The following is a 25,779-nucleotide window of genomic DNA, read 5'->3' as shown; positions in this document are numbered from 1 at the left end:
AAGGGGAGGCCTCTTCACGGCCGCAGGCTAGAGCACCTAGAGCCCCGCGTCATCCCTCGCCGCAAACCTTGCACCAGGGCAACCTCACGAGCGTGTGGTGCGATGTCTCGAGCGTCGCGAGGTCCTGGATCAGGAACCTGCCCCCGAGCCTGGAGGGCGTGTACGCCGAGAGCACCTTGAGGGCCTCCATCGCCACGAGGTGGCCGAGCAGCTGACCCATCGTGCCGGCGTGCGGCGCGGGTTCGGCCAGGGAGCGCGCCGCGAGCGAGGGGTTGAGCGCCTCGGTCGTCGCGCAGATCCGGCACGCCGTCTTCCCCGGGAAGACGAGCGGGCCCAGGACGGCCGTCGTCCCCGCGAGGTGCGAGAAGAGCGAGGCGATCCCTGCGCGATGGCCGAACCGCGCGACGCGCTCCAGCAGCTCCGCGTCGTCGCCGCGCACCGCCGCGACGAGGAGGTGAGGGCGCCCCTCCGGCGAGAGGAGGTCACCCCCCTCCAGCGCGGCGGAGGAGCTCTCGTCCACCCGGCAGAGCGGCGCGTGCTCGCGGATCAGCGCGGCCACGGCGCCGCGCCGGGGCCCGCCGAGCGCCGCCTCCCCCCGCGCGCGGACCACCGCGACGTCGCGCGGGCCGACGGCGCCGCCGTCGATCAGGCGGAGCGCGGAGACGCCCGCCCCCGCGAGCGCCAGGGCGGCCGAGGCCCCCCAGGGCTCGAGGCCCACCACGAGCACGCGCGCGTTCGCGATCCGCTGCGCCGCCTGCTCCGGGGCCGACGACCACTTGCGGAGGAACTCGCGCTGCCCGCGGAGGCGATCGCCGTCGGCCGACGGCGCGTGGTCGGGCACCGGCTCGACCAGGCCGCGCGCCTCGAGCAGGTCGAGGAACGCCGTCACGCTCTGGCGCGAGTAGTCCGCGAGCGCCTCGACGAGCGCCTCCCGGTCGCGCGACCCGTCGAGCAGCGGGACCATCCGCTCGACGAACGCGCTCACATCCAGGCCGGTGAGCTGGAAGCTGCCGAGATCGGAGCGGAGGATGACGCCCACGTCGGTGGGCGTGATGCTGGCCGAGCGGCTGAGTCGAATGCTGGGCATGGTGCTCTCCGACGCTTCTGGTTCAGGCACGCTAGGGCCCCTTCCGGCCCTCGGCCGGCGCGGGCTGACCGATGCAGACGACGTACATGGTGTCCTCCTCGGCCGGGAGCGCCAGGAAGGCTTTGAGCTCCTCGTCGTAAAATCCGCCGATCCCCACCGGGCCGAGGCCCATGGCCGTCGCGACGAGATAGAGATTCTGACCGACGTGCCCGGCGTCCAGCCACAGGAAGCGATATCCGCGCTGGCCGTATTTCCACATCGTGCGGAACGGCACCGCCGTGATGACGACCACGACATTGGAGTTCAGGATCATGTCCTGACCCAGCGTGAGATCCACGAGCGTGGCGTGCGCGAGGCCTTCCCGGCGGAGCTCGAGCTCGTGCGCGCGGGGGTCGTAGTGGTGCAGGCCGTCCGGGACCCCCTCGACGGCCTGCGTCGCGACGTAGATCTCGAGCGGATACCGGGCGCCGGCTGAGGGCGCGGGGCGATCGCAGCTCCACACCCCTTCGACGTTACGCGTGCCGCGGACGCCGTAGCTCGCGTGAAGGAGCCGCCCGAGCGTCTCGATGGGCATCGGCCTGAGGGCGAACTCGCGGTGCGAGCGCCGCTGCTCCAGCACCGCGCCGAGCGGGGCATCGATCGCGAAATCGCGCCCGGGCAGCGGCGTGCGCGTCGAGCCCACGTAGGTGCGGAAGCGGATCGGCTGGAGATCCGCGTCGAACGGCGGCTCCAGCGGCCGCGACCTCACGTGGGAGGACTGGAGATGATAGAGCCGCGCGACGTCCGCCTCTTTGCTCCTTGCCATGGTGTCCTCTCTCAGGCCATCGGGTGCGGGTCAGGATTGATGCCGTGGGGGGTCATCGAACGGAGGCGCGGGTTGCCGAGCTGGGCGAGCTGGTGGCCGAAATGGATCTGCTGGAAATAGGGCCCGACGGCCCGGGCGACGCGGAAAGGGGTCGCCGCGAGATCGGGCGACGTCACGTCCACGATCGCGATGCGCAGCCCCGCGGACTGCACGCGCCGGGTGAGCTCGGACGGAGAGACGTCCTCGGGCTCCTCCAGCTCGGCGGCGGTCACCGTGCCTCCTTCGCGGAGGAAGGCGAACGCCTCGGCGCGGCTCGGGGGGAGGTAGTAGACCGCGTGATCCTCGAGCGTCAGCACATCCTCGGGCCGCTCGGGGATGGCGACCGCCTCACCCGTCATCAGGCGGAAGACGTAGTGGCATATCTGGCCTTGTTCCAAGATGGCTTTCGTGATCGCGGTGAGGGGGCTCAGGTGGGCGGAGATCGAGACCACCGCGCCGGGCCAGCGCTTGCCGTCGCCGTAACCCACGCACATCACCACAGGGACCGACACGCCCCCGTCGAGGAGATACAGCTCGATCCGGGCCCCGCGCTCCTCGAGCTGCCGGGCGATCTCGTGCACCTCGGGATCGACCGAGTCGTCGGGCAAGATCCGCCGCGCTGGTCGGCGAGCGAGCCATGAGATCATGAACGCGTCGCGCTCGATGAGCTCGAGCGCGGCCCCCATCGAGGCGTCCTCGAGCGTCGCGCCCGCGGCGAGCCCGTTCGAGGTCACCTGGCAGAAGTGGGCGTCGTGCCCTCCGCAGTAGTTAAAGTAGGTCGGGAGCGCCGGCACGTGCACGGGCGCGCCCGTGTCCATCCAGCGCCCGAGGGCCCAGTCGATGGGCGCGGCCTTATCGACCCGCACGAAGGGGAATCCGGGCCTTGCATACTGCTCCTCGTCGTAGAGACAGAGCTGCTCCGGAGCGATGAAGTCGCCTGCCATCCCGGCGACCGAGGAGCGAAGGAGCTCCTTTCGGTTGACGACCTCGGCAGAGTAGCGCTCGACCGCCTCGCCGGTCGCCCTGATCAGGGCCTCGACGGCGGTGAAGCCCTTTCCGGTGCCGACCTGCGGCTCACGAGCGCCGTGAGCGTGTGGAGAGCCATCGGTGTACTCGCTGAGGACCGCCGCGGCCGTGATGGGCGCTTGCGGGGCGAGCGCCGGGCTCGTGGCGTCCAGCGTGAGGCGGCGGACGATGCCCGACCGCGCGTCGACGACGCCGGCCAGCATCCGGCGGAGCGCCGCGGGATCGTGGGCCTCGTGGAGGCGCGTGGTCGAGCCCCGGCGCGCGCTCGCCGTGCGGAGGGCGTCGGCGGCGCCGCCGCAGACCGCGCACCAGGGCATCTGCAGGACGGCGTGGAGCGACGCCTCCGGGTCGACCAGGTTCTGGACGATGAAATGGCCCGTGAGCCGCGACGCGGCCCGGTTCACGAGCAGATCGAGGGCCGCGAGCGCGACGGCGTGGCCTAGGAACGCCGGCATCGGCGCGAGGTAGGTGCGCGCGCGCCGCCCTGGGCGCGCGGCGAGGAGCGACGCCTGGAGCGCGTGATCCGCCTCTGGCCGATCGCTGGTCGCGAGCCTCCGCAGACGGCAGCAGTTCCAGCACGCGGTCTCGCCCGGCACGACGGCCGGGCCGATCACCGCGTCGAGCCCCTCGATGTGCGCGCTGAGCGACAGGGCGGAGGCCGCGTGAGCGAAGCGGGCGACGCCCTGGAGGACGAGGAGATCATCGCCCGAGACGCAGGCGAGGACGAGGTCCCAGCCGGTGTCCTCCTGGACGATCGGGCGATCCACAGCGGCGCGCAGCGTTCCGGGCGTGACCGCGCAGCCGGGGGCGATGCGTGACAGCGCGAGGGAGAGCGAGCGCGCGCGATCCTTTCCGAGATCCGCCTCGGCGAAGGGGCCGAGATCGTCGGTCGTGACCTCCCTGTCGTCGAGGACGTGGAGCGCGCCGACGCCCAGACACGCGAGCTCGATGGCCGCGATGGCGCCCCACGGTTCGAGCCCGACCACGAGGACGCGCGAGCGCGCGAGCTTCTCGTGCGCTTCCGTCGGCGCAGGCGGGGCGGTCCCCTCGAGCGAGGGAGCGGTGGTCGCTGAGCTGGGCAGTTGAGTGGCCACGCGAGATCTCCAGGAAAGGACAGCACGGCGGCCCTTCGACGAGCGCCGTCCTGCACCTTCGGTAAAGAGGTTCAACTCTAGTGCTCGGGGAGCCGTGCCCCGACAGGCAAAGAAGAGAAGACGCTCGCGAGCTCACCACGACCGCGCGACGTCGGGCGATCGTGGTGAGCCCGGGAAGACGGGAAGTTGTCTTTCTCGACCCCTCGCGCTCCTCGTCTCCCACCAGAGCTCTATGGCTCGGCCTTAGCCAGCCTCAGGGCTAGCTGCAGCGACACCTGCCTCCGCCGCCGCATCGGCAGCCGCCGCATCGGCAGCCGCCGCATCGGCAACCGCCGCAGCTACAGCTACAGCTACAGCTACAGCTACAGCTACAGCTACAGCTACAGCTACAGCTACAGCTACAGCTACAGCTACAGCTACAGCTACAGCTACAGCTACAGCTACAGCTACAGCTACAGCTACAGCTACAGCTACAGCTACAGCTACAGCTACAGCTACAGTTGCGGGCGGTCGGATTCGCTACTGCCACGTCCTCCAGCCTGGTCGACAGTTCGTCGATGGCATTGTGGATCTCGTTTATCGCTACATCCAGATCCTTCGGAGCATTGTTGTCGTTGTTCGAAGCACTCATCGCAGAGCCTCCCACGAGTAGGTGGGGCACGCAAACGGTCTTCGTCAATATGACGGCTCGTCGCTGGACGACGGAAGCTTGGGCTGACTCCCTATCATCCAGGGAGATCCGACCCGTGCACAGCGCGAGAAATCCGGCCGCCAAAGGAGGTTTTCGCGGGCTCCCGGACGCGTGATCGCGCGAGCGTCTCGCGCGCTTCCGCCGGCGCAGGCGGGCGGTCCCCTCGAGCGAGGGAGCGGTGGTCGCTGAGCTGGGCAGTTGAGCGGCCACGCGAGATCTCCAGGAAAGCGCAGCGCGGCGGCGCCTCGACAGGCGCCGCCCTGCACTTTCGGTAAAGAGGTTCAATTCTGGTGCTCGGGGAGCCGTGCTCCGACGAGCGGAGGGGATACGAAATAAGAAACTCGCGAGCTCACCACGAACGCGCGACGTCGCGCGTTCATGGTGAGCCGGGGAAGCCGGGGAAGCCGGGAACGTGCCTTTCTCGAGCCTCGCGCTCCCCGTCTCCCCAGAGAGCTCTATCGCTCGGCCTCGCCGGCCTCGGGGCTAGCTACAGCGACACCTGCCGCAGCCGCCACATCTGCAGCCGCCACATCTACAGCCGCCACATCTGCAGCCGCCGCATCCGCCACATCCGCAGCCGCCGCAGCCGCCGCAGCTGCAGTTGTAACTGGCCGGAGTCGCTGTTGCCATGTCGTCCAGCCTGGTCGACAAATCGTCGATGGCGTTGCGGAGCTCCTTCATCATCACATCCAATTCCTTCGGAGCACTGTTTTCTTTTTTCGAATCACTCATCGCAGAGCCTCCCACGAGTAGGTGAGGCACGCAGAGGGTCTTCGTCAATATGGCGGCTTGTCGCTGGACGACGGAACCTTGGGCTGACTCCCTAACATCCAGGGCGGCCCGATCCGTGTGCAGCGCGAGGGAACTGGCCGCCAAAGGTGGCTGTCCGCGGGCTCCCTTCTCTCGCTCGTCCCACGTCGGGCGGCTCTCCCCTATGGCCATGATCGCCGCCGGAGGAGCCGAGAAGGCCGGAACAACATCGAGCGTGCCTCCCTGCGCTCCCTCCGTGCGCTCGAGCGGGTGCGCTTCCGGGATAGGCCCATTTGTCGAGCTCTCCTGCGATCTGGAGCCGTCACCCGCTCGGGCCGGAGCGCCGAGAGGGACGTCGGCGACGAAGCGCCTCGCCCTCCTCGACGCGAACAATCCTGGATAACGCGGCACGCTGCGGGCGCGCATGCACCGCGCTGTGCGCGCCGCCTCATTCGATTGCTTTTCCGCCCTGTCTCCGGTAACCGGTCCGCCTCTTCTCGGGTGCCAGAGGCGCCCATCAACAACGGAGTGTCATGCGTCGTACTTCGCCCGGATTGGCGATGGGTCGCCTCGCTTTGTGCTTCTTCTCCGCGTCAACGTGGCTCGCAGGCTGCGGCGTCGCGGAGCGCCCCTCGACGCTCAACGCGACCGAGGTGGGGTGTGCGGGCTGCACCGTGCTGAAGGGAGGCATGGTGTTCGACGGCACGCGCGCGGCCAGGGCAACCGTGGTGATCGAGGGCGACAGGGTGAAGCAGGTCGTCTTCGACGACGTCGCGCCCGACGGCGTCGAGGCCGGGGGCGGCGAGGTCGTGGACGTCGCCGGCAAGACGGTCCTCCCCGGGCTGATCGATCTCCACGTCCACTCGCTCAGCGTCGCCGGGCCCTATGGGTATTACGACGGCGACCTCCACATCGAGGATCACACGAAGGCGATGCTCCGGGCGGGCGTGACCTCGTACCTCGACCTCGGCTCCTCCCAGCACGTCATCTTCGAGCAGCGAGCGCGCATCAACGCCGGCGACATCCTCGCTCCGCAGCTCTTCGCCGCCGGTCCGCTGCTCACGCCGACCGGAGGGCATCCCTGCTATCTCGGCAGCCCGCCCGGCGATTTCTGCGTCTTCATCGACTCTCCCGCCGACGTCGATGGCGCCTTTGAAGCGCTACTCCCGAGGGCCCCCGACTTCATCAAGATCGTGCTCGAGTCGGGAGGATCGCAGCCGCTCCCGCACCTCTCGCCCCCGTCCGCGGCGGCCATCAATCAGGCTGCCGTGTCCGCGGGCGTCCGGGTCATCGCTCACGCAACGGCGGCCGCCGACATCGAGATGGCGCTCGACGCCGGCGTGACGCTCTTCGCGCACGTCCCGGACGAGGACCGGATTTCGCCGGAGCTCGCGCAGAGGATGGCCGCCGCCGGGGCCGTCGTCGTCCCCACGCTCGTGGTGCAGGATGGCCTGTCCCGCACGGTCCATGGCACGCTCACCGAGCTCGACGACCCCGCCCTCGCCGACGACGTGCCGGCCGGCGTGATCGCCGCGCTGCAGGACCCGTCCTTGCTCGCGGAGCTCAGGACAGCACGGTACCGGGAGCTCGTGAAGGCGTGGCGCGAGCAGGGGATCGCGAACCTCAAGACCTGCTACCAGGCCGGGGTCACCATCGCCGCCGGCACCGACGCCGGCAACCCGGGTGTCTTTCACGGGCTCAGCCTGCGCCGCGAGGTCGCGCTCCTCGTCGAGGCCGGGGTGCCGCCGCTCGAGGCGCTCGCCGCAGCCACGCGGCGTGCCGCGGACGTGCTTGGGCGGCCCGACCTCGGGCGTCTCGAGCGAGGGGCGCTCGCGGATGTGCTCGTGGTCGACGGCGATCCGCTCGCCGACATCCGCGCGCTGGGGCGCGTGTCGCGCGTCTACAAGTCCGGCGTCCTCCTCGATCGCGAGGCGCTCGCGCTGCCGCGCAAGACGAACCTCGCGCGGGCGCCCAGGACGGGCGCTGGCCTCGGCGAGACGTGCCTCGCCGCGTCGGAGTGCGCGCCCGCGCGGGCGTGCAGCCCGGCCCAGATCTGCGCAGCGACCTGCAGCGTCGCCTCGGACTGCGCGCCGGGGAGCGCGTGCTTCGTCGACGGCGGCTCGCTCGCCGCGGGGGCCTGCGTCGATGGCGACGGCTGCGACCTCTTCACGCAGGATTGCGCGAACGGCGCCGCCTGCGTGTTCTGGGGCAACGGCTCGACGTCGTGCTGGTACGCGGGCGCTGGCTCGAACGGGCAGCCGTGCGACGCGTCCTTTGCCTGCGCGCCGGGCAGCGTGTGCGACCCCTCGAACACGTGCAGAGCGCTCTGCGATCCGCGCGGCGAGCGCGGCGGGCCGTGCCCGGGCGGCGAGCGATGCGTCGATCGCACCGCGATCGCGGGCCTCCCCGTGGGGACCTGTGAGCAATCCGAGCGCCGCTGAGCGCGCGCGACGACGCCGCGCGCGCTCAGCGCGACGCGAGCAGCCAGGCGATCACGCTCCCGATCGCGAAGAACAGGATGCCCGCGCCGGCGATCACGGCGCGCGACGTCCGCCGCTCGATGAAGCTGGCCGCGGCCCGGAGGCTGGACGGGGCGGCGAGGGCGATGCCGCTCTCGGGCGCGCTCATCTTCTGGATGGCGGCGTCGAGCGCCACGAGCACGGCGCGCGCGTGGGGGAAGCGGTCGTCCGGGTCCTTGGCGAGCAGGCGCATCACGACCGCCTCCAGCGCGGGCGGGACGACGACGCCGGGGGAGCGCTCGGCGATCGGCGGCGGCACGGCCGACCGGTGCTGCGCGAACAGCGCCGACGGCTCGACCGCCGTGAAGGGGTGCTTGCCCGCGAGCATCTCGTAGAGGATGACCCCGAGCGCGTAGAGGTCGGCCCGCCGGTCGACGGAGCGCATGCCGAGCGCCGCCTCGGGCGCCATGTACGCCACCGTGCCGAGCAGCACGCCGGCGTTCGTCAGCGAGCGGCGCGAGCCGTCGTCGGTGATGGAGAACTGCTCGATCGGCACCTTGGCGAGGCCGAAGTCGATGAGCAGGACGCGCTCCTCCGGCCCGTCGAGGACCATGACGTTGAGCGGCTTGACGTCCCTGTGCACGATCCCGAAGTCGTGCGCCGCGTTGAGCGCGCTCGCGAGCTGGCGCGCGATGTTCGCCGCGCGCAGCGGGGGGACGGGGCCCTGGTCGATGAGCTTCCGCAGCGTGATGCCGCGGATGAACTCCATCACCATGAACCACGCGCCGTCGTCGAGCTGGTTGATCTCGTAGACCGCCGCGACGTTCGGGTGGAAGATGTGGCGACCGGCGAGCGCCTCGCGCTCGAAGCGCTCGATGAGCTCCGGCAGCTCCTCGGCGTCCGGGTGGAGCACCTTGACGGCCACGTCCTCGCCGGTCGCGAGCTTCTTTGCCCTGAAGACGGCGGCGATGCCGCCCATCGCGACGAGCTCCTCGAGGCGATAGCGGTGGACGAGCGTGCGCCCGACGAGCGTCATCGCGCGCTCTCGCGCCGCGGAGCTCGCCTGGCCTCCCGCGATGAACACGGACTCGCTCATGCGTTCGCGCCTCCAGGTCGAGCCCCGCGCGCGGCGTTGTCGAGGAGGCCGCAGCGCAGGGCTCGCACAGCCGCGCCGCGCGCTCCCCCGTGACCGCGCGCCACGCGGCGGAACAGCGGATCCACCCTGGATGACATCGTACGTTCACACACGCGGCGTCCGGAGGGTAGCGCCCCTGCGCGCCCAGCGCCATCTTCCCGGTTGGGCGCGTGGGCGAGGCGCTCGCGAGGGAGCGGGCGGGCGGGCGGCGCCGAGGCTGGAGCTCACGAAGCGCGCGTGAGCCAGGCCTCCCGAGCGGCCTTCGGGAGATCGCGCCCACCGCCGCGGCCGCGCGCGCTCTCTCGAGATTCCACCGCTCCGCCGTGATCGTGAGTCGCCGGGCTGCGCCGTCTCCTGCGCTGATGGCGCTGCCTCATCGTGTCTCCGGCCGAGCGCGCGGAGACCCCTCATCGCCTGTGCCTCACGGCCGCGCGACGGGGAGCGCCGGCCGCGCGAGGTGCGGAGTCGCGCCCGCGGCCCCGGCGTGGCGAGAGCCCGTTGCGCGCTGGGCGGCGCTCCCCGTCGCCGGCGGAGCGCGACCACTTGTCGGTAGATCCAGCGACATTGCCGGAGCCCCAGCCGCGCGCGCCCGCGCGGGGCGGCCGGACCCGCGCGCCCGCACGCGCCGGGGTCGAGCCTGCTGTCCTGCCACGCGCGCCCTCGCCCGCCGCATCGGCGTCATCGTCCTCCGGATCCGCACGAGGCGTGACCGGTCGTGCGCGGACGAATTAGGTTTGAAAACACATCAAGTTCACAGATGCGTTTTTTCGACAGGCTCGTGTAGCCTGTATGGGTGGAGGTTTCCATGCACAGCACAATGCGTCGCACCGTTCTCCTCGGGCTCGTTTCCGGACTCGCCGTAGCAGCTTGCTCCACGCCTGAGGCGTCGAACCTCTTCGTTACCGGCGGGTCCGGTCCTGGGACCACGGCTTCCGCGGGAGGAGGCGAGGGCGGCGCGCCGGGCACGGGGGGCGCGGCGGGCGTGGGCGGCCAGGGCACCGGGGGCGAGCCGGGCGTGGGCGGAGCGACCGCGGGGAGCGGCGGGAGCGGGGGCGTGGGGCCCATCATCGACGAGCCGCCGGTCTGCGGGGACGTTTACGTCGATTGCGACGCGGATGCCGAGAACAGCTGTGAGGTCAACGTGACGAACGACGCCCTCCATTGCGGCACTTGCCCCGTCGACTGCGATGGCACCTGCCGGGACGGCACGTGCATCCGCACCTCGATCCACATCTCGGGCCAGCGGGATCCGCTGTACCTCGCCGTCGCCAACGGCATCGTGTTCTGGACCAACGGGGAGCAGGGCGTGGTCAGGCAGTGGACGCAGGGCGAAGCCGTCGCGATCAACATCGCCACCGCGCAGGTCCAGCCGGCCGATATCAAGGCCGACGCCACCCACGTCTTCTGGGCCAACCAGGGCGTGGCCGGCGAGAGCGACGGTCAGGTGATGAGGGCGCGGGTCGGCGGGCAGGAGGCGCCGGTGGCGATCGCCGCAGGGCAGCCCGATCCGTTCGGCATCGCGATCGACGAGGAGTTCGTCTACTGGACGAACCGCGAGGAAGGCGGCTCCGTGGTCCGCGCGCGGAAGGACTCGGACGGCAACGGGCCGTTCACCGTCATCTCGGACGGGGGCGGGACGACCCACGCCCTCGCGGTCGACGAGACGCACGTCTACTGGACCGTGCGCAACGAGCGCGGCATGGTGATGTCCGCGCCCAAGGACTCCAGGGGCGAAGGCCCGTTCACCACGCTGGCGGTCGATCAAGGCCAGGTGCGCGAGATAGCCGTCGACGCGACGCACGTCTACTGGACGACCAGCAGGACCGGCAACGTGATGCGGGTGGCCAAGACCGGCGGAGAGCCGGCGGTGATCGCGAGCGGGCAGGGGAACCCGAGGGGCATCGCCGCCGACGCGACGGGCGTTTACTGGGCGGACCCCACCTCACCGAACGTCATGAGGATGCTGCCGAACGGCATCATCGGGGCCGTGGCGGCCGGCGAGCCGTCGCCCTACGGCATCGCCCTCGACGCGACCCGCGTCTACTGGACCAACGGACTCGGAATGAACGGCACCATCGTGAGCGCCCCGAAGTAGCGGCCGCGGGCGGCCAGCGCGCGCGGGATCGAGCACCCGAGGTCCGCGAGGATCCGAGGTCTCCGCGCGTCCTTCAGCGCCGCGGCGCCGCGCGCTCCGGGCGGTGGTCGGCGGTGGTCGACCGGCGCTCGCGGCGCCGCCTCGCCGACGATGTCGCGCGTGGAGGTCGGGGCTCCGCGTGCTACAAGCTCGCCCTGTGCTGCTCGAGACGTTCTCCGTCGGTCCGCTGGGGTGCAACTGCTCGATCCTCGTCGACCCTGTGAGCAAGGGCGCCGTGGTCATCGACCCCGGGGGCGATTTCGACGAGATCCGCGCGCGCGTCGAGCAGGCCGGGGCGAAGGTCGCGGCCATCGTGCACACGCACACCCATATCGATCACGTGGGCGCCACGGCGCCGCTCCAGCGCTGGTCCGGCGCCGCGGCCCGCATTCACGAGGCCGACCGCTTCCTCTACGACATGCTCCCCGTCCAGGCGGCGATGCTCGGCATTGCGCTGCCGGAGCGGTGCGAGGTCGACGGCGACCTGAACGACGGCGCGGTCGTGAAGGCGGGCGGGCTCGATCTGCACGTGCTCCACACGCCGGGGCACACGCCGGGCAGCGTCTCGTTCCTGGTGCTCGCGGAGACGGGCGCCGTCGCGTTCACGGGGGACACCCTGTTCCGGCGCAGCATCGGCCGGACCGATCTGTGGGGCGGCGACTCGCGGGCGATCGTCTCATCCATCCGGGGCAAGCTGCTCACGCTCGATCCGTCGACCCGGGTCGTCACCGGACACGGCCCCTCCACGACGATCGGCGAGGAGCGCGACAGAAATCCCTTTTTGCGGTCGTGACGCGCCGCTCGCTCGCGCGCTCGCTTGCGCGCTCGCTTGACCACGTCGCCGCGGTGCTTTCTCGCGAGAAAGTGCTTGCATCCCGCCAGGATTCTTTCGAAAAATGCCGCGCGACGATGACGCGCGTCGGCCCACTCGAGCCGGGTCGACCGCTGTCCGCCGCGGAAGTCGAGCACGATGAGCACCGAAAGCGCGCCTGTCAAGAAGGTCGATCTCGAGATTCTAGCCACGCCGCATCCCCTCGGCGACGCGGAGCGCGCGCAGCGCATGCAGAACCCTGCCTTCGGACGCGTGTTCACGGAGCACATGGTCGTGATCCCGTACGCGGCGGACAGGGGCTGGCTCCGGGGGCAGATCCGGCCGTACGCGCCGATCACGCTCGATCCTGCGGCGATGGTGCTGCATTACGGTCAGGCGATCTTCGAGGGCTTCAAGGCCTATCGGCAGCCGGACGGGCGCATCAAGACGTTCCGGCCGGAGGCGAACGCGCGCCGCTTCAATAGCTCTGCCCGCCGGCTGGCGATGCCGGAGATGCCGGTCGACCTGTTCGTCGGCGCGGTCGACGCCCTGATCCGCCAGGATCGCGCATGGGTCCCCTCGCCGGTTGGCGAGAGCCTGTATGTCCGACCGCTGATGTTCGCCACCGAGGCGGCGCTCGGGGTGAGGGCGTCGCGCGACTACGATTTCCTGGTGATCGCGTCGCCTGCGGGCGCGTATTTCCCTCAGGGCGTGAAGCCGGTGACGGTCTGGATCTCGGAGGATTTCGTCCGGGCGGCGCCGGGCGGCACGGGCGCGGCCAAGTTTGCGGGCAACTACGCCGCGAGCCTGCTCGCGCAGATGAACGCCGCGGCCGAGGGCTGCGCGCAGGTGGTCTGGCTCGATGCCGTCCAGCGCAGCGTCGTCGAGGAGATGGGGGGAATGAACATCTTCTTCGTCTACGAGGAGCGGGGGCGCCCCGTGATCGTGACCCCCGAGCTGACAGGCACGCTCCTGCCGGGCATCACCCGCGACAGCATCATCCAGCTCGCCCGGGATTTCGGCTATGCCGCGGAGGAGCGCAGGGTCACCTTCGACGAGTGGCGCGCGGCGGTGCGCGAGGGCCGCATGACCGAGGCGTTCGCGTGCGGGACGGCCGCGGTCATCACGCCCATCGGCGCCGTGAAGTCCCGCGAGGGGACCTTCTCCATCCACAACAACGAGACGGGCCCCGTGGCGACGCGCTTCCGGGAGGCGCTGCTCGACATCCAGCACGGCCTCGCCCCCGATCGCCACGGCTGGATGCACGACGTGGTCTGACCCGCTTCGGATACGGGCCCACCTCGGCGTTTTCGGTGCTCAGCGCACCGGAGTGCGCTTGCGCGCCGAAAACGCCGATCTGGGCCCGTCTCCTGTGCGGGTGACCGCCGCTCTGCACGTGGCAGGAGTGGGCGGAAGCCGCTCTACTGCGCCGCCGGCGGGCGCTTGGACTTCGCCGTCAGCCCATATTCGTGCAGGCGGTACTGGATGGTGCGTATGCTGATGTCCAGGAGCTCGGCCGCGCGCGTCGTCGAGCCGTTCGTCGCCTCGAGCGTCGACAGGATGGCATAGCGCTCTATCTCCGCCATGGTGGCGCCCGGGATCCGCAGGGCCCCCTTGGCGACCGGCGCCGCGTCGATGGGGAGGTGCTCCGCGTCGATGCGCGCGTCGTCGCACAGGACGACCGCCCGCTCGATCGCGTTCTCGAGCTCCCGCACGTTCCCCGGCCACCGGTGCGCGATGAGCTTCGCCCGGGCCTCGTCGGTGAACCCCTCGATCTTGCGGTGGTTCTCCGCCGCGAACCGGCGCAGGAAGTGATTCGCCAGGAGCAGCACGTCGGTGTCGCGGATGCGCAGCGGCGGCATGTCGATGTGGACGACGTTGAGCCGGTAGTAGAGGTCCTCCCGGAAGTGGCCCTCCTGCACCGCCGCCGCGAGATCGCGGTTCGTCGCCGCGATGAGCCGCACGTCGACGGTCACGGCGTCGTTCCCGCCGACGCGCTCGAACGTCCTCTCCTGGAGAACGCGGAGCAGCTTCACCTGCGTCGAGGGGGCGATCTCGCCGACCTCGTCGAGGAAGAGCGTCCCGCCGTGCGCCTGCTCGAACCGCCCGATGCGCCGCTTGTCGGCGCCGGTGAACGCGCCGCGCTCGTGGCCGAACAGCTCGCTCTCGAGCAGGGACTCCGCGAGCGCCGCGCAGTGCAGGGTCACGAAGGGCCCTTTGGCGCGCGAGCCCTTCGCGTGGATCGCGCGCGCGAGCTCGCCCTTGCCCGTGCCGCTCTCGCCGGTGATGAGCACCGTCGCCCGCGCGCCGGCCACCTGCCGGGCCATCCGGTAGACCCTCTGCATCGCCGGGCTCGTCCCGATGAGCCCCTCCACGCCCTCGCCCTGGCGCTCCCGCAGCTGCCGGCGGAGGTTTTCCGCCTCGACCCGGAGCGCGCTCCGCTCGAGGGCGCGCTCCAGCGTGAGGAGGAGCGCGTCGAAGTCGACCGGCTTCGTCAGGTAATCCTCGGCCCCCGCCCGCATCGCCAGCACCGCCGAGGTCACGTCCCCGAACGCGGTGACGACGATCACCGGCAGCGCCGGATCCTGCTCGCGCAGCTTCCCGAGCAGCGCCACCCCATCCATCCTCGGCATCTTCAGGTCCGTGATGACGACGTCCGGCGGCCGCTCCGCCGCGACCTCGACCGCCTCGACGCCGTCCGCCGCCGCGTCGACGGTATAACCCTCCTGGCGCAACAGCTTCTCCAGCCCCGAGCGCGCGCTCGCCTCGTCGTCCACGACGAGCACCCTCGAGCTCTGCCTCTTCTCAGCGTTCATATCGTTCCTTCCGAACATACCGTGTCCGCGAGGCGCCGCGACACTCGTTCGGCGACCGCGCGGCCGCGCGGCTCGAGGGGGGCCGGCGGGAGGGCCGCGCCGGGGCAGGCGGCGGGCCCCGCAGCCGTTGCACCCCGGCGCAAGCCGTTCGCCAGGCCTGGCGCGCCCCTGCTCAGGCCGGGGAAGGGAAGGGGGAGCTCGGCCGCGTCGCGCGCGAGGCGTCGGAGAGCGCCGCGTCCGCGGTGGCGCGGAGCTCGTCGCTCAGGGCGATGTAGTCGATCGGCTTCGTGTGCACAACCGCCGCGGGCTCCAGCCCTCGCCCGAGGCGCGCCACGAGGTCGGGATACCCGGTGAAGAAGAACAGCGGGAGATCCGGCCGGAGCGATCTCGCGTAGCGCGCGACAGCGATTCCATCGGCGTGGGGCATCCGGAAATCGGTCACGAGGATGTCCGGCATCGGACGGCGGGCCAGCCGCGCGATGGCGAGCGCGCCGTTGGTGGCCAGCTCCACCCGGAAGCCGTCCTCTTCGAGCAGGCGCTCGAGGAGGCGAGCGCTCTGCACGTCGTCGTCCACGAGCAGGATCAGCGGTTGTTCGGTGCTGCGCGGTTCCACGCCCGGATCCCTACCAAGTTGCGTGCCAGCCCCAGAGCCGCGGTCGCGCGCGGCCAGGAGAGCGGCGGAGGTCAGCCGGAGCGGCGCAGCGGGAGCGTCACGCGGAAGAGCGTCTTCCCCGGGCGGCTCTGGAACTCGATGGTCCCCTCGTGATCGGTGACGATGCGGTGCGCGATCGCCAGCCCGAGCCCGGTGCCGTTCGGCTTCGTCGAGAAGAACGGATCGAAGATCGGCGCGTCCGGGCTCGCGATCCCGGGGCCGTCGTCCTCCACCTCGACGACGGCGTGGCGCGGCTGCCGCCGCGCGCGGAGGGTGACCGTGCCGCCTCCGGCCGCGTCCACCGCCTCGATCGCGTTGCGGAGCAGGTTCAGCAGGACCTGCTCGATCTTCGCGGGATCGAGGTCGAGCATGATGTCGGTCGAGGGCAAGTCGACCTTCACCGCGGCCTGCGCGCCGGCGCCGTCCGACGACGCCGCGACGCGCGCCGCCCGCTCGCAGAGCGGGACGACGGGCGTCGGCCGGAGGTCCAGCGGCTTCGGCCGGGCGAAGTCCAGGAACTCGCTGACGAGCGCCGAGAGGCGGCGGATCTCGTCGCGGACGACCTGGATCGCCTCCAGCGTGTCCGGGTCCTTCAGGCCGGCGCGCGCGAGCCCCCGCTCGAGGAAGGTCACGTGGAGCTGCGCGCCGTTCAGCGGGTTCCTGATCTCGTGCGCGAGGCCGGCCGCGAGGGTCCCCACCGCGGCGAGCTTCTCGCTCTGGCGCACGCGCGCGGCGAGCGCGTTCTCGTCGGTCGTGTCCTGCCCGATCGCGAACAGCACCACCTCGTCGTCGGCCGCGGAAGGCGCGTACGCGAGCTGCCAGCGCAGATCGCGGATCTTGCCGGCGCGCGTGCGCACGATGCTCTCCAGCAGATCGACGCTGGGGCGGCGGCCCGCGGCGACGTCCTCCACGAGCGCGCCGTGATCCGCGCGGATCTCCTCGGGGAGGAGCGCCTCGACGAACGGCACCCCGAGCACGTCCTCGCGCGCGAGCCCCGTGATCCGCTCCGCTTCCCGGTTGAAGAGCCGCACGATCGCCTGCGCGTCGAGGCCCACGACGAGGACGCGGGCCAGCTCGACCGCGCTCTTGTACCGGTGCTCCGTGCGCGCGAGCGTGCGGCCGACCTCCTCGCGGTCCAGGCGCTCGGTGCGCTGCGCGCGCGCGAGGAAATCGTCGCGGTACGTCTCGAGCATGATGGCGAGCTCGAGATCGAGCACCTTGCTCACCGCCGCCCTGACCGGGATCACCTCCGCGCCGAGCGCGCCCTGGGCGATCTCGTGGAACGCGAGCCGGATGAGCGTCATCGCCGTGAACATGTACCGCTGGGGGAGGCCCACCCGGACGTGGATCCGCCCGATCTTCGCGCTCTCGTCGAAGTACGCGCCGTCGTAGGGCCCCGTGCAGATGCGCGTCATCCAGCGGACGAGCGATCGCTTGAGCCGCTCCACCTGCTCCTCGCCGGTGAAGACGTCGTGCGCGCCCTCGTGCTCGCGGATGCGATCGTAGAACTCGTCGGCGATGCGGGGGAAGTGCGGCTCCGCGTGCGCGCGGAGCACGGCGAGCCAGCGCTCGTCCTGCTCGCTGAAGCGGACGTACCGCTTGATCTCGTCGAAGAGCGTCTCCTGCGCGGGCACGATTACCGTGTCTACCACGGCCCCGCCCCCGCCGAGGCGGACCAGGATCTCGCGCGCTCGAGGAGCGCCGCGAGCGCCGCCTCGTCCTCGCCGCCGCGCGCGACGACCTCCGGCGCGAGCGGCGCCTCGTAGTCGGCGCCCGCGCCCGGGAGCGCGCCGATCTCCCCGGCGCCGGCCGCGTGGTAGAGCCCCTTCGGGTCGCGCTCCCTGCAGGTCGCCGGAGCGACGTCCACGTAGACCTCGATGAGCCGCGGCGCGAGCGCGCGGGCGCGCTCCCGGTAGGCGCGGCGGTGCGCCGTCGCCGCGACGATCACGATCGGCCCCTGGCGCGCGAGCAGCGCCGCGAGGCGCGCGAGCGTCTCGTAGAAATCGTCGCGAGCGCGCGGGTCGTAACCGGGCCGCGGGACCAGGGCGTCGCGCACCTCGTCCCCGTCGAGGAGGCAGCTCGCCCGCCCCTCGCCGAGCAGCGCCCGGTGCGCCCGCGCGGCCAGCGTGGATTTGCCCGACGACGGGAGCCCCGTGATCCAGACGACCCCGCCGCTCACGCGAAGAGCCCCTCGGCGTCGTCCGGATCGAAGCGCGGGGCGTCGAGGGCGTGCTCCACCAAGGAGAGCAGCGCGTCCCTCGCCCGCGCCGTGACCGCGGGGTACCACCCGGGGTTGGCCAGCACGAGCGCGCGCCACGCGAGGAACGGCGCCGCCACGTCGAGAAGCCCCGCGGAGCCGCTCCAGCCGAGGTAGACCTCCCAGAGCCGCCGCCACAGCGCGCGGAAGCCGCCCTCCCACGCGCCAGGCGCGTCCAGCGCGAAGAAGACGTAATTGATGGCGAGGCAGGTGACGTCGTCCGCGGGATCGCCCTGGGATCCGCGGCTCGTGTCGAGCAGCGTGAGCCGCGACGCCTCGTCGAACACGATGTTGAACGGGTGGAAGTCCCCGTGCGTGCGAGCGAGCCGGCGGTCCATGCCGCGGAGCTTCCATCGCCACGCCACGCAGCGCTGCTCGATCGCCTGGAGCCGCTCGGGCGGCGCGCCGGGCACGTCGTCCGGATAGCCGTCGATGATGCCGAAGATGCCTTCACCGTGGCCCACGAGATCGCGCACCGCGCGGCGGTAGCTGCCCGGCTGCGCGCCCTTCGCGCCGTGGAGGGCGATGAGGTACCTGGCGAGCGCCTCGCAGCGCGCGAGATCCTCGGGGCCCGCGCGCCGCTCCTTCGCGATCCGGCGCAGATCCGCGGCGTAGACGTCTCCCTCCGCGTACGTGGTCAGGAGATAGAACTCGCCCGCATCCCGCAGGGACAGGAAGTGACCGTCGCGCGTCAGCGAGCCGACGTCCACGACCTCGACGTGCGCCGGGATCGACCCGAAGGTGTCGAAGGCGAGCAGCGCCTCCGCCGCGCGATCCGCCCGCCTGTCGTGGCCGAACGCGTCCGCGGTGGACGTGTGCAGGACCAGCTTCTGCCTGGAGCCATCGGGCCTCACCACCGTGATCCGGCGGGGTACGCCGTAGCCGGCGGCCTTCTCGGTCTGGTCGTGGCCCGAGGGGTTGTCGGGTCCGAGGAGGGTGATCTCCTCGACGCGCGCCGCAGGAAACGCTGCATCGATGAGCTCGCGGACCGGGCGTGCGGGATCGGATTCAGGCAGGACCGACGGGGCGCTCATGGTCTCCTCGGATGGGGCGACGTGCTCGCGTGACCCTGTGCGCAGCAAGAAGCAGACCGCATGGCTGACGAGCCTGCTCCAGCAGCGCACCTCGGGGAGCGGCCGGATCCTGGACCTCGCGGAGCCTTCGGCGGGCTGATGAGGCGGGCACGGCGCCGGGACCAGGCCGGGCGCTCGCAGGACCTGCGCCGCCGCGCGAGGCGTGCGCGGGGCCGCGCGACGTCGCGCGGCGTGAGGCGGGGCGGGATCAGCGCGTCGGGATCCCGGGCGGCGTGTGACCGATCTGGTAAGGCCGCATCATCTCGTTGTCTTCGTGCTCGAGGATGTGGCAGTGCCACACGAACCGGCCAGGGCTCTCGAACACCATCTTGATGCGCGTGATCTCGAACGGCAGCGCGACGACGGTGTCCTTGCGGCCCTCCTCCCCGGCCTCCGGCGGGCGCGGGGCGCCGTCGAACGGCTGGCGATCGACGATCGCGAAATGGACCTCGTGGACGTGGATCGGGTGCGCGTCCACGGTGAAGTTGTAGATCTCCCACACCTCGGTCGATCCCAGGGCCGGGTTCTCGGTGATGGGATCGTGCCAGAAGAGCGGCCTCGCCGTGCGGGAGCCCGGAGGAGGCTCCAGCGTGCCCAGCGCGGCCACGCTCAGGCCGGCGTCGGGCCGGATCGCGGAGCTCAGGTCGTTCAGGGACACCTGGCGCACGAGCGCCGCTTCTCCGAGCGGGGCGAGCGGCGGCAGCGCGAGCCGGTGCGGCGGCGTGCTCGAGTCCGCGCCGGTCGCCGGCACGACGCGGAACTGCATCACCTGCCCTGTCGTCGCCGGATCGGCGGCGGTCTGCGGGCCGCCGGTGAACGGCGCGTCCGGACCGAGGTTGAGGAGGACGAGCTCGGCGCCGGCGCGGACCCCGCTGAAGTCCACGATCACGTCCGCGCGCTCGGCCGGAGCGAGCAGGAGGGTTCCGCGCTCCACGGGGGAAGGGAGGAGTCCGCCGTCCGAGCCGATCTGCCAGAACGGGAGGCCGTTATCCATCTTCAGGATGAAGAACCGCGAGCCGCTGCCGTTCAGGATGCGGAAGCGGTACCGCCGCTGCTCGACCTCGAGATAGGGCCATGCCTGGCCGTTGACGACGATGACGTCGCCGAAGAGCTCCGGGACCCAGATCGGCGGGATATCGCCCTTCGGGATGTAGATGTCCGCGAGCTCGGGGGCGAGCCCGCGCGACGCTGGATAGAAGAGCGACCCGTCGTCGTTGAAGGAGCGGTCCTGGATCAACAGCGGGATCTCGTACACCCTCGCCCCTGGGCGGTCTCCCGGTCGCGGGGCTGGTCCGGGCAGGACGCCCTGCGGCAGATCGTCCGGCCCGCCGCGGAGCAGGTAGAAGCCGGCCGGCCCCGCGTAGACGTTGAGCCGGGTGATGCCGAGCGTGTGGTCGTGGTACCAGAGCGTCGTGGCCCGCTGGTCGTTCGGGTACTGGAACACGGCCGCGCCCGGCTCCCACAGGTCCCCGAGCGGCGACGTGCGCTGGAAGTAGTCGTAGAAGGTGCCCGTCGCCGCGTACCCCTCGGGGATGTCGGTCGCCGCGGGGAGATACCAGGCCTCGGGATAACCGTCGCTCTCTTGCCCCATCCTGGCCATCCCGTGGAGGTGCGTGACGATCGGCACCGGGCCCCGGTACGGCTCTGGCGGGCAATCGCCAGGGAACGCGGGCCGGCTGTCGCGGCCCTGCGCCCCGCCGGGCGGGTTGGCCCAGTGCAGGGTGGGGTCGACGGGGAGCAAATGAGGCAGGAAGCGGCCGGTCGCTGGGTCCCTGAGATCGTTGATCCACTTCACCCGCACCGGCCTGCGGTACCTCGCCTCGACGGTGAACGCCGGATAGGCGAACGTCTCCGGATGATGGACGGAGCCGTAGCTCCAGACGGTCGTCGGGGGCAAACCCAGCTCGGGTGGCAGGATGTGTTGCTCGATCTGCCGGACGGCGATCTCGTAGGCATCGCGGCCCGCGCTGCCCGCGCCGAGCCCCGTGGCCAGGGGCATGACCCCTGGGATGAGCAACGGGCGCGTGTACCTCGGGATCGCGGCGCCGGAGAGGGTCGGGGCCGAGCCAGGGGCGGCCGGACACGTCGCCACGGCCGCCTTCACCGCGCCACCTCGCCGGAGCCCCGTGACCCCGTCGCGGTCGGACCGTCCTTCCGTGGCTCTCGTCGCTTCATGGAGGACATCGCGTCTCCTTGCCTCGCGCGGCGCTGCGAGGGCGCAGCATCATGACCAGCGCACGGCTCCGATCCACGCAGGAAGCTCCGGATTCGAGGAGCCCCTGGATCACGGAGGATCGCCCTGATCGAAAGGCCCCCGGAGCCGCGCCGCGTTCCGCCGTGCGGAGCGGGGTCGCCTCGGACGATCCGCCGCCCAAGGCCCGTGGTCGAGAGGGGATGTGCCGTGCCGGTGGCTCTCCGGGCGAAGAGCCTCATTGAGGATCGCGGCCGTCGAGACGGGCGCAGATGGGGGAGGGGCGGACCTGACCCGGCGGCTGGTCGCCTCGCGGCGGCCGGGGCGCTCGCCGGGCCCTGGATGTCCAGCTAGGGGCCTACTTGGCCGGCCACTGGTCCTTGGGGAGGTCCTTGTAGACGTCCTCGACCTTGTGGAAGCCGTCCGCGATCACCGTCGAGGCGAGGTTGTCCTTGTCCACGGCGACCGGCGTGATGAGCACGCTCTGGACGTCCTTCTTGCCGTTGTTGACCGTCTGCGTCTTCTCGCCGACGGGCTCCTTTTTCGCCAGCTTGACGGCGAGCTCGGCGGCCTTCTCGGCGAGCAGCTTGAGCGGCTTGTAGACGGTCATGCTCTGGGTGCCGGCCGCGATCCGCTGGCAGGCGGCGAGCTCGGCGTCCTGGCCCGAGACGCCGACCTTGCCGGCGAGCTTCTGCTCGCCGAGGGCCTGGACGGCCGCGCCCGCGAGCCCGTCGTTCGACGCGACGACCGCCGTGACGTTGTTGTTGTTCTTGGTGAGGGCGTTCTCGGTGATCTTGAGCCCCTCGACCGGCTGCCAGTCCTTGGCCCACTGGTCCGCCACCGTCTTGACGTCGCCCTTGTCGATGAGCGGCTTCAGGATGTTCATCTGCCCTTCACGGAAGAGCTTCGCGTTGTTGTCGGTCGGGGAGCCGCCGATGAGGATGTAGTTCCCCTTCGGGAACTTCTTCACGAGGGCCTCGGCCTGGAGCTCGCCCACCTTGACGTTGTCGAAGGACACGTAGAGGTCCACGTCGGAGTCGAGGATCAGCCGGTCGTACGCGATGACGGGCACGCCCTGCTTGTGCGCCGACTCGACGATGGTGGCCGTCGTCTTGGCGTTGTGGGGCACGACCACGAGCACGTCGACGCCCTGCGTGAGCAGGTTCTCCGCCTGCGAGTTCTGGAGGGCGTCGTCGCCGTTCGCGGACTGCACGAGCACCTGGGCGCCGAGCGTCTCGGCCTTCGCCTTGAACAGGTCGCGGTCGCGCTGCCACCGCTCCTCCTTGAGGGTATCCATGGAGAAGCCGATCGTGATCTTGTCTTTCTTCTTCTCCGGACCCTTGGTTTCCGCACCCTTGGCGGCTGTTGCCTCGGGCTTGTTCGCGCTCGCGCCGCCTTCAGACTCCGGCTTCGAGCAGCCGGCCGAGAACGCGAGCGAGAACAACGCCATGAGAAAGGTGGAGCGACGAATCAAGGTGACCTCCGCGTGAGATGAATGGAATAGGGGCTCTGTTATGGCCGCCGGCGCTACTGCGTCGAGTTGAGCTGGTCGGCGTAGCTCATGATAAGATTCAAGGTTTCCGTGTCGTCATCGTACACCGAGTACCACCCCTGGAGCTCATGGGGCGGATCGCCGATGTAGTCGTTCCCGAGGAGCCAGTAGTCGTTGCCGTCGTCCGACGGCCTCCCGATCCCGGCCCAGGCCCAGAAGTTGACGCCGGCGAGCTCCGGGTTCTCGACGACGGCGTCGAACATGGAAGCGTAATACTCGTTCCGCTTGGCGACGGGCGACGAGACCGGCTCGGACTTGTCGTCCCGGGCGAGCCCGAACTCCTCCACGACGATCGGCTTGTCAAGCGCCCTGGCGTGCGCGAGCTGCGCGTCGATGTACCCGTTGCTCTTGGTGATGGCGGCCAGGAGCCCCTTGTCGGCGGCGCTGTCCATCGGCAGCGACGGGTCGTACCACTCCCAGTTCTCGGGCCACACGTGGAAGGTGAGGTAATCGATGCCGGGCACGTCGTGGAACGCCCTGTAATCGCTGTTGGCGTAGTCGCCCCAGTTATAGGACAGGTCGCCCTCCGAGCCGATGGAGACGAGGTGGTTCGGGTCGATGTCCTTGATGAACTTCGCGTTCCTCTCGACCCAGAGCTTGAAGAGCGGGCCCCAGCCCTTGAACGATCGCGGCTCGTTCCCGAGCTGCCACGCCATGATCCCCGGATGGTCCTTGAGCTTCTCGATCAGGACCTTGGCCCGGCTGAAGTAGAACTCCTGGGCCTTCTTGTTGCAGAAGAACAGCGACGAGAGATCCATCTGGTCGGGCCACGGGTTCGTGTTCGGATCGAGCGTGCCCGAGTGAGGGATGGCCCACTCGCCGATGGCCACGGCCTGGCAGTCCTGGCCTGTGCCCTCCTGGAACCGGATCGAGCCGGCGAACGGCACGTGGTGGTCCGCCGCGAGCAGGGCAGCGCCCGTCGTGGGGTGCGTCAGGCCGACCTGGTACGCGCTGAAGTCCTCTCCGCAGGAGAGGGTCGGCTGCTCGTGAGCCCACTTCATGTACTGGGGCATACCGCCGGACCAGTGCCAGAAGTCGTTCAGGGTCATCACCGCCTTCATCCCGCGGCTGTGCATCTCGTCGAGCACCGTCACCAGGTTGTCGGCGAACGCCTCGAGCTGCGCATCGGCGCACGGTTTGTCGGACGATGCTGGAAAGATCCGTTGTGGGCCGTACACCTGATCGTTCTGCTGCGCCGCGGGGATGTCGCCCTCGCTGAGCGCCATGATCCTGAGGTTCAGGGCGCCGTGGGCCTCGAGGATGTCGAGCTCGGTGCGCAGGCGCTCGCGGCTGATGTAGGGAGCCGACCAGAAGTTCGTGCCCATATACCTGTACGGTTTCCCGTCGAGCGTGAGCTTACTACCTTCGGCGCGGACGTAGCACTTTTCCGGTTGCTGGGCGCAGTCGAGCTCCTGGCCGCCGCCGGTTCCGTCCCCGCCGCCGCCGGTGGCGTCGCTCCCGCCGGTGGCGCCGCTTCCGCCGCCGCCGGTGGCGTCGCTCCCGCCGGTGGCGCCGCTTCCGCCGCCGCCGGTGGTGCCGGACCCGCCCGTGCCGCCGGAGGGCGCGGGGTCCGCCGGGTCGGAGGAGGAGCACGCGGCGAGGGAGAGCAAACCCAAAGCGAGCAAGAACGTCTTCTTCATGGTCGGTTCCTTATGTGGTTCGAGTGTCGTTCCTCACGGATCGCCGAGCCCTGCCGCCCGGAGCGCGCGTCCGGTTCGCAGGGAGCTGCCGGGCTGCTGCGCCACCGTCGCGGGGTGGCATCGCCGGCGGCACCGGTGAGCTCCCCCTGATTCCGCGACGATACAAATCTCCGCTCCAGGTGGTCGCTCGCGCGCCGGCGTGGCTCGTGGCAGACCACTTAAACGGTTCAGCGTCAACAGGGAAGAGGTCGGCTGGTGTGGCGCCTCTCGCGTGGTGCGTCTCCGGGCGCGCCGGGGGCGTTCCAGGCTAGACTGGGCCGGCGTGAGCCGAGCCGCCGCGCGGCGGCTCCATGGAGGACGGGGGATGTCGCCGAGCTTGATCCTGTTCGCGGTGCCGGCCTTCTTCGCGCTCATCGGCGTCGAGCTCTGGCTCTGTCGCCGCGGCGGGCGCCGCGACTACCGCTTCTCCGACGCGCTCGCCAACCTCTCGTGCGGGGTCGGGCAGCAGGTCATCGTCTCCGTCGTGAGCGGCGGAGTCCTCGTCCATCTCTTCCTGTTCGAGCGCGCCGCGCTCGCGCGGCTGCCGGACGGCGCCTTGTGGAGCTGGGCGGCCTGCTTCGTCGCGGTCGACTTCTGCTACTACTGGGCGCACCGCGCGAGCCATCGGGTGAACTTCATGTGGGCCGCGCACGCGGTCCACCACCAGAGCGAGGACTACAACCTCTCGGTCGCGCTGCGCCAGAGCTGGCTCCAGCGGGCCTTGTACTGGCCGTTCTTCTGGCCGCTCGCCGTGCTCGGCTTCCCGCCGGGGATGGTCGTCACGACGTATACGCTGAACATCCTCTATCAGTTCTGGATTCACACGCAGCTCGTCGGCCGCCTCGGTCCGCTGGAGTGGGTGTTGAACACGCCATCTCATCACCGCGTGCACCACGGCGTCGACTCCGCGTATCTCGACAGGAACCACGGCGGCGTGCTCATCGTCTGGGATCGGCTGTTCGGCACCTTCTGCGCCGAGGGGGCGCCCCCGCGGTACGGCGTGGTCCAGCCGCTGGCCAGCTTCAGCGCGCTGCGCGCCAACGTCGACCCGTGGCGGAGGCTTGCGCGCATGGCGGCGGCGGAGCCGCGCCTCTCCGGCAAGCTGCTCGTCTGGCTCCGGCCGCCGGAGTGGCGGTCCACCGCGACTCCGCCCGACGGCGGCCCGCTGCGCACCGACCCGGATTACGTCCTGCACGACGTGGCGCGCCCCCGCCGGGCGCGCGCGCTCGCCGCGGCGCTCTTCCTCGCGGCGCTGCTCGGCGCGATCGCGTACCTCTACGCGTCGCCGGCCATGGCCGCGGGCCCGCTGTGGGCGGGGGCGGCGGTCCTCCTTGCGGCGCTCGCGGCGGTCGGCGCCCTGCTCGACGGGCCGAGCCTGCCGGCGCCGGCCCAGGGCGCGGCGGCCGCGAGCTCTCCGAAGGAACTGCCAATCTCGCCGGCCTGAGCGGCGGGAGCAGTCCTGAAGAGCGACAAAGAGTTTCGGGAAGATTCCCAGGGAGGCGGGGGGTTGAATCCCACCCGTCTCCCC

The 25,779-nt window shown here is 70.9% G+C and carries 18 protein-coding genes; 6 read left to right on the top strand and 12 right to left on the bottom strand.

Features of this window, described 5'->3' with window-relative positions; translation table 11 throughout:
* Nucleotides 1-49: 49 nt before the first annotated feature.
* From WMF34_RS31020 to WMF34_RS31010, 3 genes are read right to left on the bottom strand one after another with little or no spacing between them, the layout of a single operon-like run.
* Complete coding sequence (locus WMF34_RS31020; RefSeq protein ID WP_080599047.1) at nucleotides 50-1,087, bottom strand: TOMM precursor leader peptide-binding protein; 1,038 nt, start codon at nucleotides 1,085-1,087, stop codon at nucleotides 50-52.
* A 31-nt stretch (nucleotides 1,088-1,118) separates the two neighbouring features.
* On the bottom strand, nucleotides 1,119-1,892 hold the full coding sequence (locus WMF34_RS31015; protein WP_012238652.1) for a SagB/ThcOx family dehydrogenase: 774 nt from the start codon (nucleotides 1,890-1,892) through the stop codon (nucleotides 1,119-1,121).
* Nucleotides 1,893-1,903: 11 nt separating this feature from the next.
* Complete coding sequence (locus tag WMF34_RS31010) at nucleotides 1,904-4,051, bottom strand: TOMM precursor leader peptide-binding protein (RefSeq protein WP_437990057.1); 2,148 nt, start codon at nucleotides 4,049-4,051, stop codon at nucleotides 1,904-1,906.
* 2,001 nt (nucleotides 4,052-6,052) lie between these two features.
* On the opposite strand from WMF34_RS31010, the gene WMF34_RS31005 reads away from it, so the two are divergent.
* A complete protein-coding gene (locus tag WMF34_RS31005; protein ID WP_231864334.1) occupies nucleotides 6,053-7,933 on the top strand; it encodes an amidohydrolase family protein in 1,881 nt (626 codons plus the stop codon).
* A gap of 25 nt (nucleotides 7,934-7,958) precedes the next feature.
* On the opposite strand, the gene WMF34_RS31000 is transcribed toward WMF34_RS31005, so the two are convergent.
* On the bottom strand, nucleotides 7,959-9,047 hold the full coding sequence (locus WMF34_RS31000; protein ID WP_012238647.1) for a serine/threonine-protein kinase: 1,089 nt from the start codon (nucleotides 9,045-9,047) through the stop codon (nucleotides 7,959-7,961).
* A gap of 844 nt (nucleotides 9,048-9,891) precedes the next feature.
* Between WMF34_RS31000 and WMF34_RS30995 the strand changes: the two genes are divergently transcribed.
* From WMF34_RS30995 to WMF34_RS30985, 3 genes are all read left to right on the top strand, one after another.
* On the top strand, nucleotides 9,892-11,181 hold the full coding sequence (locus WMF34_RS30995) for a hypothetical protein (RefSeq protein ID WP_012238646.1): 1,290 nt from the start codon (nucleotides 9,892-9,894) through the stop codon (nucleotides 11,179-11,181).
* A gap of 196 nt (nucleotides 11,182-11,377) precedes the next feature.
* Nucleotides 11,378-12,013 (top strand): MBL fold metallo-hydrolase, encoded by a 636-nt coding sequence (locus WMF34_RS30990; protein WP_173427425.1) that lies wholly within the window; start codon nucleotides 11,378-11,380, stop codon nucleotides 12,011-12,013.
* Between the two features lie 177 nt (nucleotides 12,014-12,190).
* Complete coding sequence (locus tag WMF34_RS30985; protein ID WP_437990056.1) at nucleotides 12,191-13,309, top strand: branched-chain amino acid aminotransferase; 1,119 nt, start codon at nucleotides 12,191-12,193, stop codon at nucleotides 13,307-13,309.
* Between the two features lie 143 nt (nucleotides 13,310-13,452).
* Here WMF34_RS30985 and WMF34_RS30980 read toward each other — a convergent pair whose 3' ends face one another.
* From WMF34_RS30980 to WMF34_RS30960, 5 genes are all read right to left on the bottom strand, one after another.
* Nucleotides 13,453-14,847: a sigma-54-dependent transcriptional regulator gene (locus WMF34_RS30980; protein WP_012238643.1), complete on the bottom strand. Its 1,395-nt coding sequence runs from the start codon at nucleotides 14,845-14,847 to the stop codon at nucleotides 13,453-13,455.
* A 172-nt stretch (nucleotides 14,848-15,019) separates the two neighbouring features.
* Nucleotides 15,020-15,460, bottom strand: coding sequence for a response regulator (locus WMF34_RS30975; RefSeq protein ID WP_012238642.1), 441 nt, complete (start codon nucleotides 15,458-15,460; stop codon nucleotides 15,020-15,022).
* 71 nt (nucleotides 15,461-15,531) lie between these two features.
* Nucleotides 15,532-17,151 carry a protoglobin domain-containing protein gene (locus WMF34_RS30970; protein ID WP_012238641.1) on the bottom strand — a complete coding sequence of 540 codons (1,620 nt, stop codon included), beginning with the start codon at nucleotides 17,149-17,151 and terminating at the stop codon, nucleotides 15,532-15,534.
* Nucleotides 17,145-17,678: an adenylyl-sulfate kinase gene (locus WMF34_RS30965; protein ID WP_012238640.1), complete on the bottom strand. Its 534-nt coding sequence runs from the start codon at nucleotides 17,676-17,678 to the stop codon at nucleotides 17,145-17,147. Before WMF34_RS30965 ends, WMF34_RS30970 begins: the two co-directional genes overlap by 7 nt.
* Nucleotides 17,675-18,790: a phosphotransferase gene (locus WMF34_RS30960; protein WP_012238639.1), complete on the bottom strand. Its 1,116-nt coding sequence runs from the start codon at nucleotides 18,788-18,790 to the stop codon at nucleotides 17,675-17,677. The genes WMF34_RS30965 and WMF34_RS30960 overlap by 4 nt, the downstream gene beginning before the upstream one ends.
* Between WMF34_RS30960 and WMF34_RS30955 the strand changes: the two genes are divergently transcribed.
* Complete coding sequence (locus tag WMF34_RS30955) at nucleotides 18,789-18,929, top strand: hypothetical protein (RefSeq protein WP_437990055.1); 141 nt, start codon at nucleotides 18,789-18,791, stop codon at nucleotides 18,927-18,929. The two genes, WMF34_RS30960 and WMF34_RS30955, sit on opposite strands and share 2 nt — an antisense overlap.
* Before the next feature lie 108 nt (nucleotides 18,930-19,037).
* Here WMF34_RS30955 and WMF34_RS30950 read toward each other — a convergent pair whose 3' ends face one another.
* The 3 genes from WMF34_RS30950 to WMF34_RS30940 form a co-directional block, all read right to left on the bottom strand.
* Nucleotides 19,038-20,921, bottom strand: a complete 1,884-nt coding sequence (locus tag WMF34_RS30950) for a multicopper oxidase family protein (RefSeq protein WP_437990054.1) — start codon at nucleotides 20,919-20,921, stop codon at nucleotides 19,038-19,040.
* Between the two features lie 457 nt (nucleotides 20,922-21,378).
* Entirely contained in the window at nucleotides 21,379-22,470 is a 1,092-nt protein-coding gene (gene xylF / locus WMF34_RS30945) for a D-xylose ABC transporter substrate-binding protein (protein ID WP_012238637.1), read from the bottom strand.
* A gap of 77 nt (nucleotides 22,471-22,547) precedes the next feature.
* Nucleotides 22,548-24,212 carry a glycoside hydrolase 5 family protein gene (locus WMF34_RS30940; protein ID WP_437990053.1) on the bottom strand — a complete coding sequence of 555 codons (1,665 nt, stop codon included), beginning with the start codon at nucleotides 24,210-24,212 and terminating at the stop codon, nucleotides 22,548-22,550.
* A 364-nt stretch (nucleotides 24,213-24,576) separates the two neighbouring features.
* Here WMF34_RS30940 and WMF34_RS30935 point away from each other — a divergent pair, with 364 nt between their 5' ends.
* A complete protein-coding gene (locus WMF34_RS30935; protein ID WP_437990052.1) occupies nucleotides 24,577-25,695 on the top strand; it encodes a sterol desaturase family protein in 1,119 nt (372 codons plus the stop codon).
* Nucleotides 25,696-25,779 lie beyond the last annotated feature (84 nt).

The organism is Sorangium sp. So ce145 (assembly GCF_051525985.1).
GTDB classification, from domain to species: domain Bacteria; phylum Myxococcota_A; class Polyangia; order Polyangiales; family Polyangiaceae; genus Sorangium; species Sorangium cellulosum_B.
This window is presented reverse-complemented; position numbering and strand designations above follow the sequence as displayed.

Bases quoted from the DNA above. Each gene is read 5' to 3' on its own strand.
- WMF34_RS31020 (WP_080599047.1), bottom strand. From the start codon at position 1,087: ATGCCCAGCATTCGACTCAGCCGCTCGGCCAGCATCACGCCCACCGAC.
- WMF34_RS31015 (WP_012238652.1), bottom strand. From the start codon at position 1,892: ATGGCAAGGAGCAAAGAGGCGGACGTCGCGCGGCTCTATCATCTCCAG.
- WMF34_RS31005 (WP_231864334.1), top strand. From the start codon at position 6,053: ATGGGTCGCCTCGCTTTGTGCTTCTTCTCCGCGTCAACGTGGCTCGCA.
- WMF34_RS31000 (WP_012238647.1), bottom strand. From the start codon at position 9,047: ATGAGCGAGTCCGTGTTCATCGCGGGAGGCCAGGCGAGCTCCGCGGCG.
- WMF34_RS30995 (WP_012238646.1), top strand. From the start codon at position 9,892: ATGCACAGCACAATGCGTCGCACCGTTCTCCTCGGGCTCGTTTCCGGA.
- WMF34_RS30985 (WP_437990056.1), top strand. From the start codon at position 12,191: ATGAGCACCGAAAGCGCGCCTGTCAAGAAGGTCGATCTCGAGATTCTA.
- WMF34_RS30980 (WP_012238643.1), bottom strand. From the start codon at position 14,847: ATGAACGCTGAGAAGAGGCAGAGCTCGAGGGTGCTCGTCGTGGACGAC.
- WMF34_RS30955 (WP_437990055.1), top strand. From the start codon at position 18,789: ATGGTCTCCTCGGATGGGGCGACGTGCTCGCGTGACCCTGTGCGCAGC.
- WMF34_RS30960 (WP_012238639.1), bottom strand. From the start codon at position 18,790: ATGAGCGCCCCGTCGGTCCTGCCTGAATCCGATCCCGCACGCCCGGTC.
- xylF (WP_012238637.1), bottom strand. From the start codon at position 22,470: ATGGCGTTGTTCTCGCTCGCGTTCTCGGCCGGCTGCTCGAAGCCGGAG.
- WMF34_RS30940 (WP_437990053.1), bottom strand. From the start codon at position 24,212: ATGAAGAAGACGTTCTTGCTCGCTTTGGGTTTGCTCTCCCTCGCCGCG.
- WMF34_RS30935 (WP_437990052.1), top strand. From the start codon at position 24,577: ATGTCGCCGAGCTTGATCCTGTTCGCGGTGCCGGCCTTCTTCGCGCTC.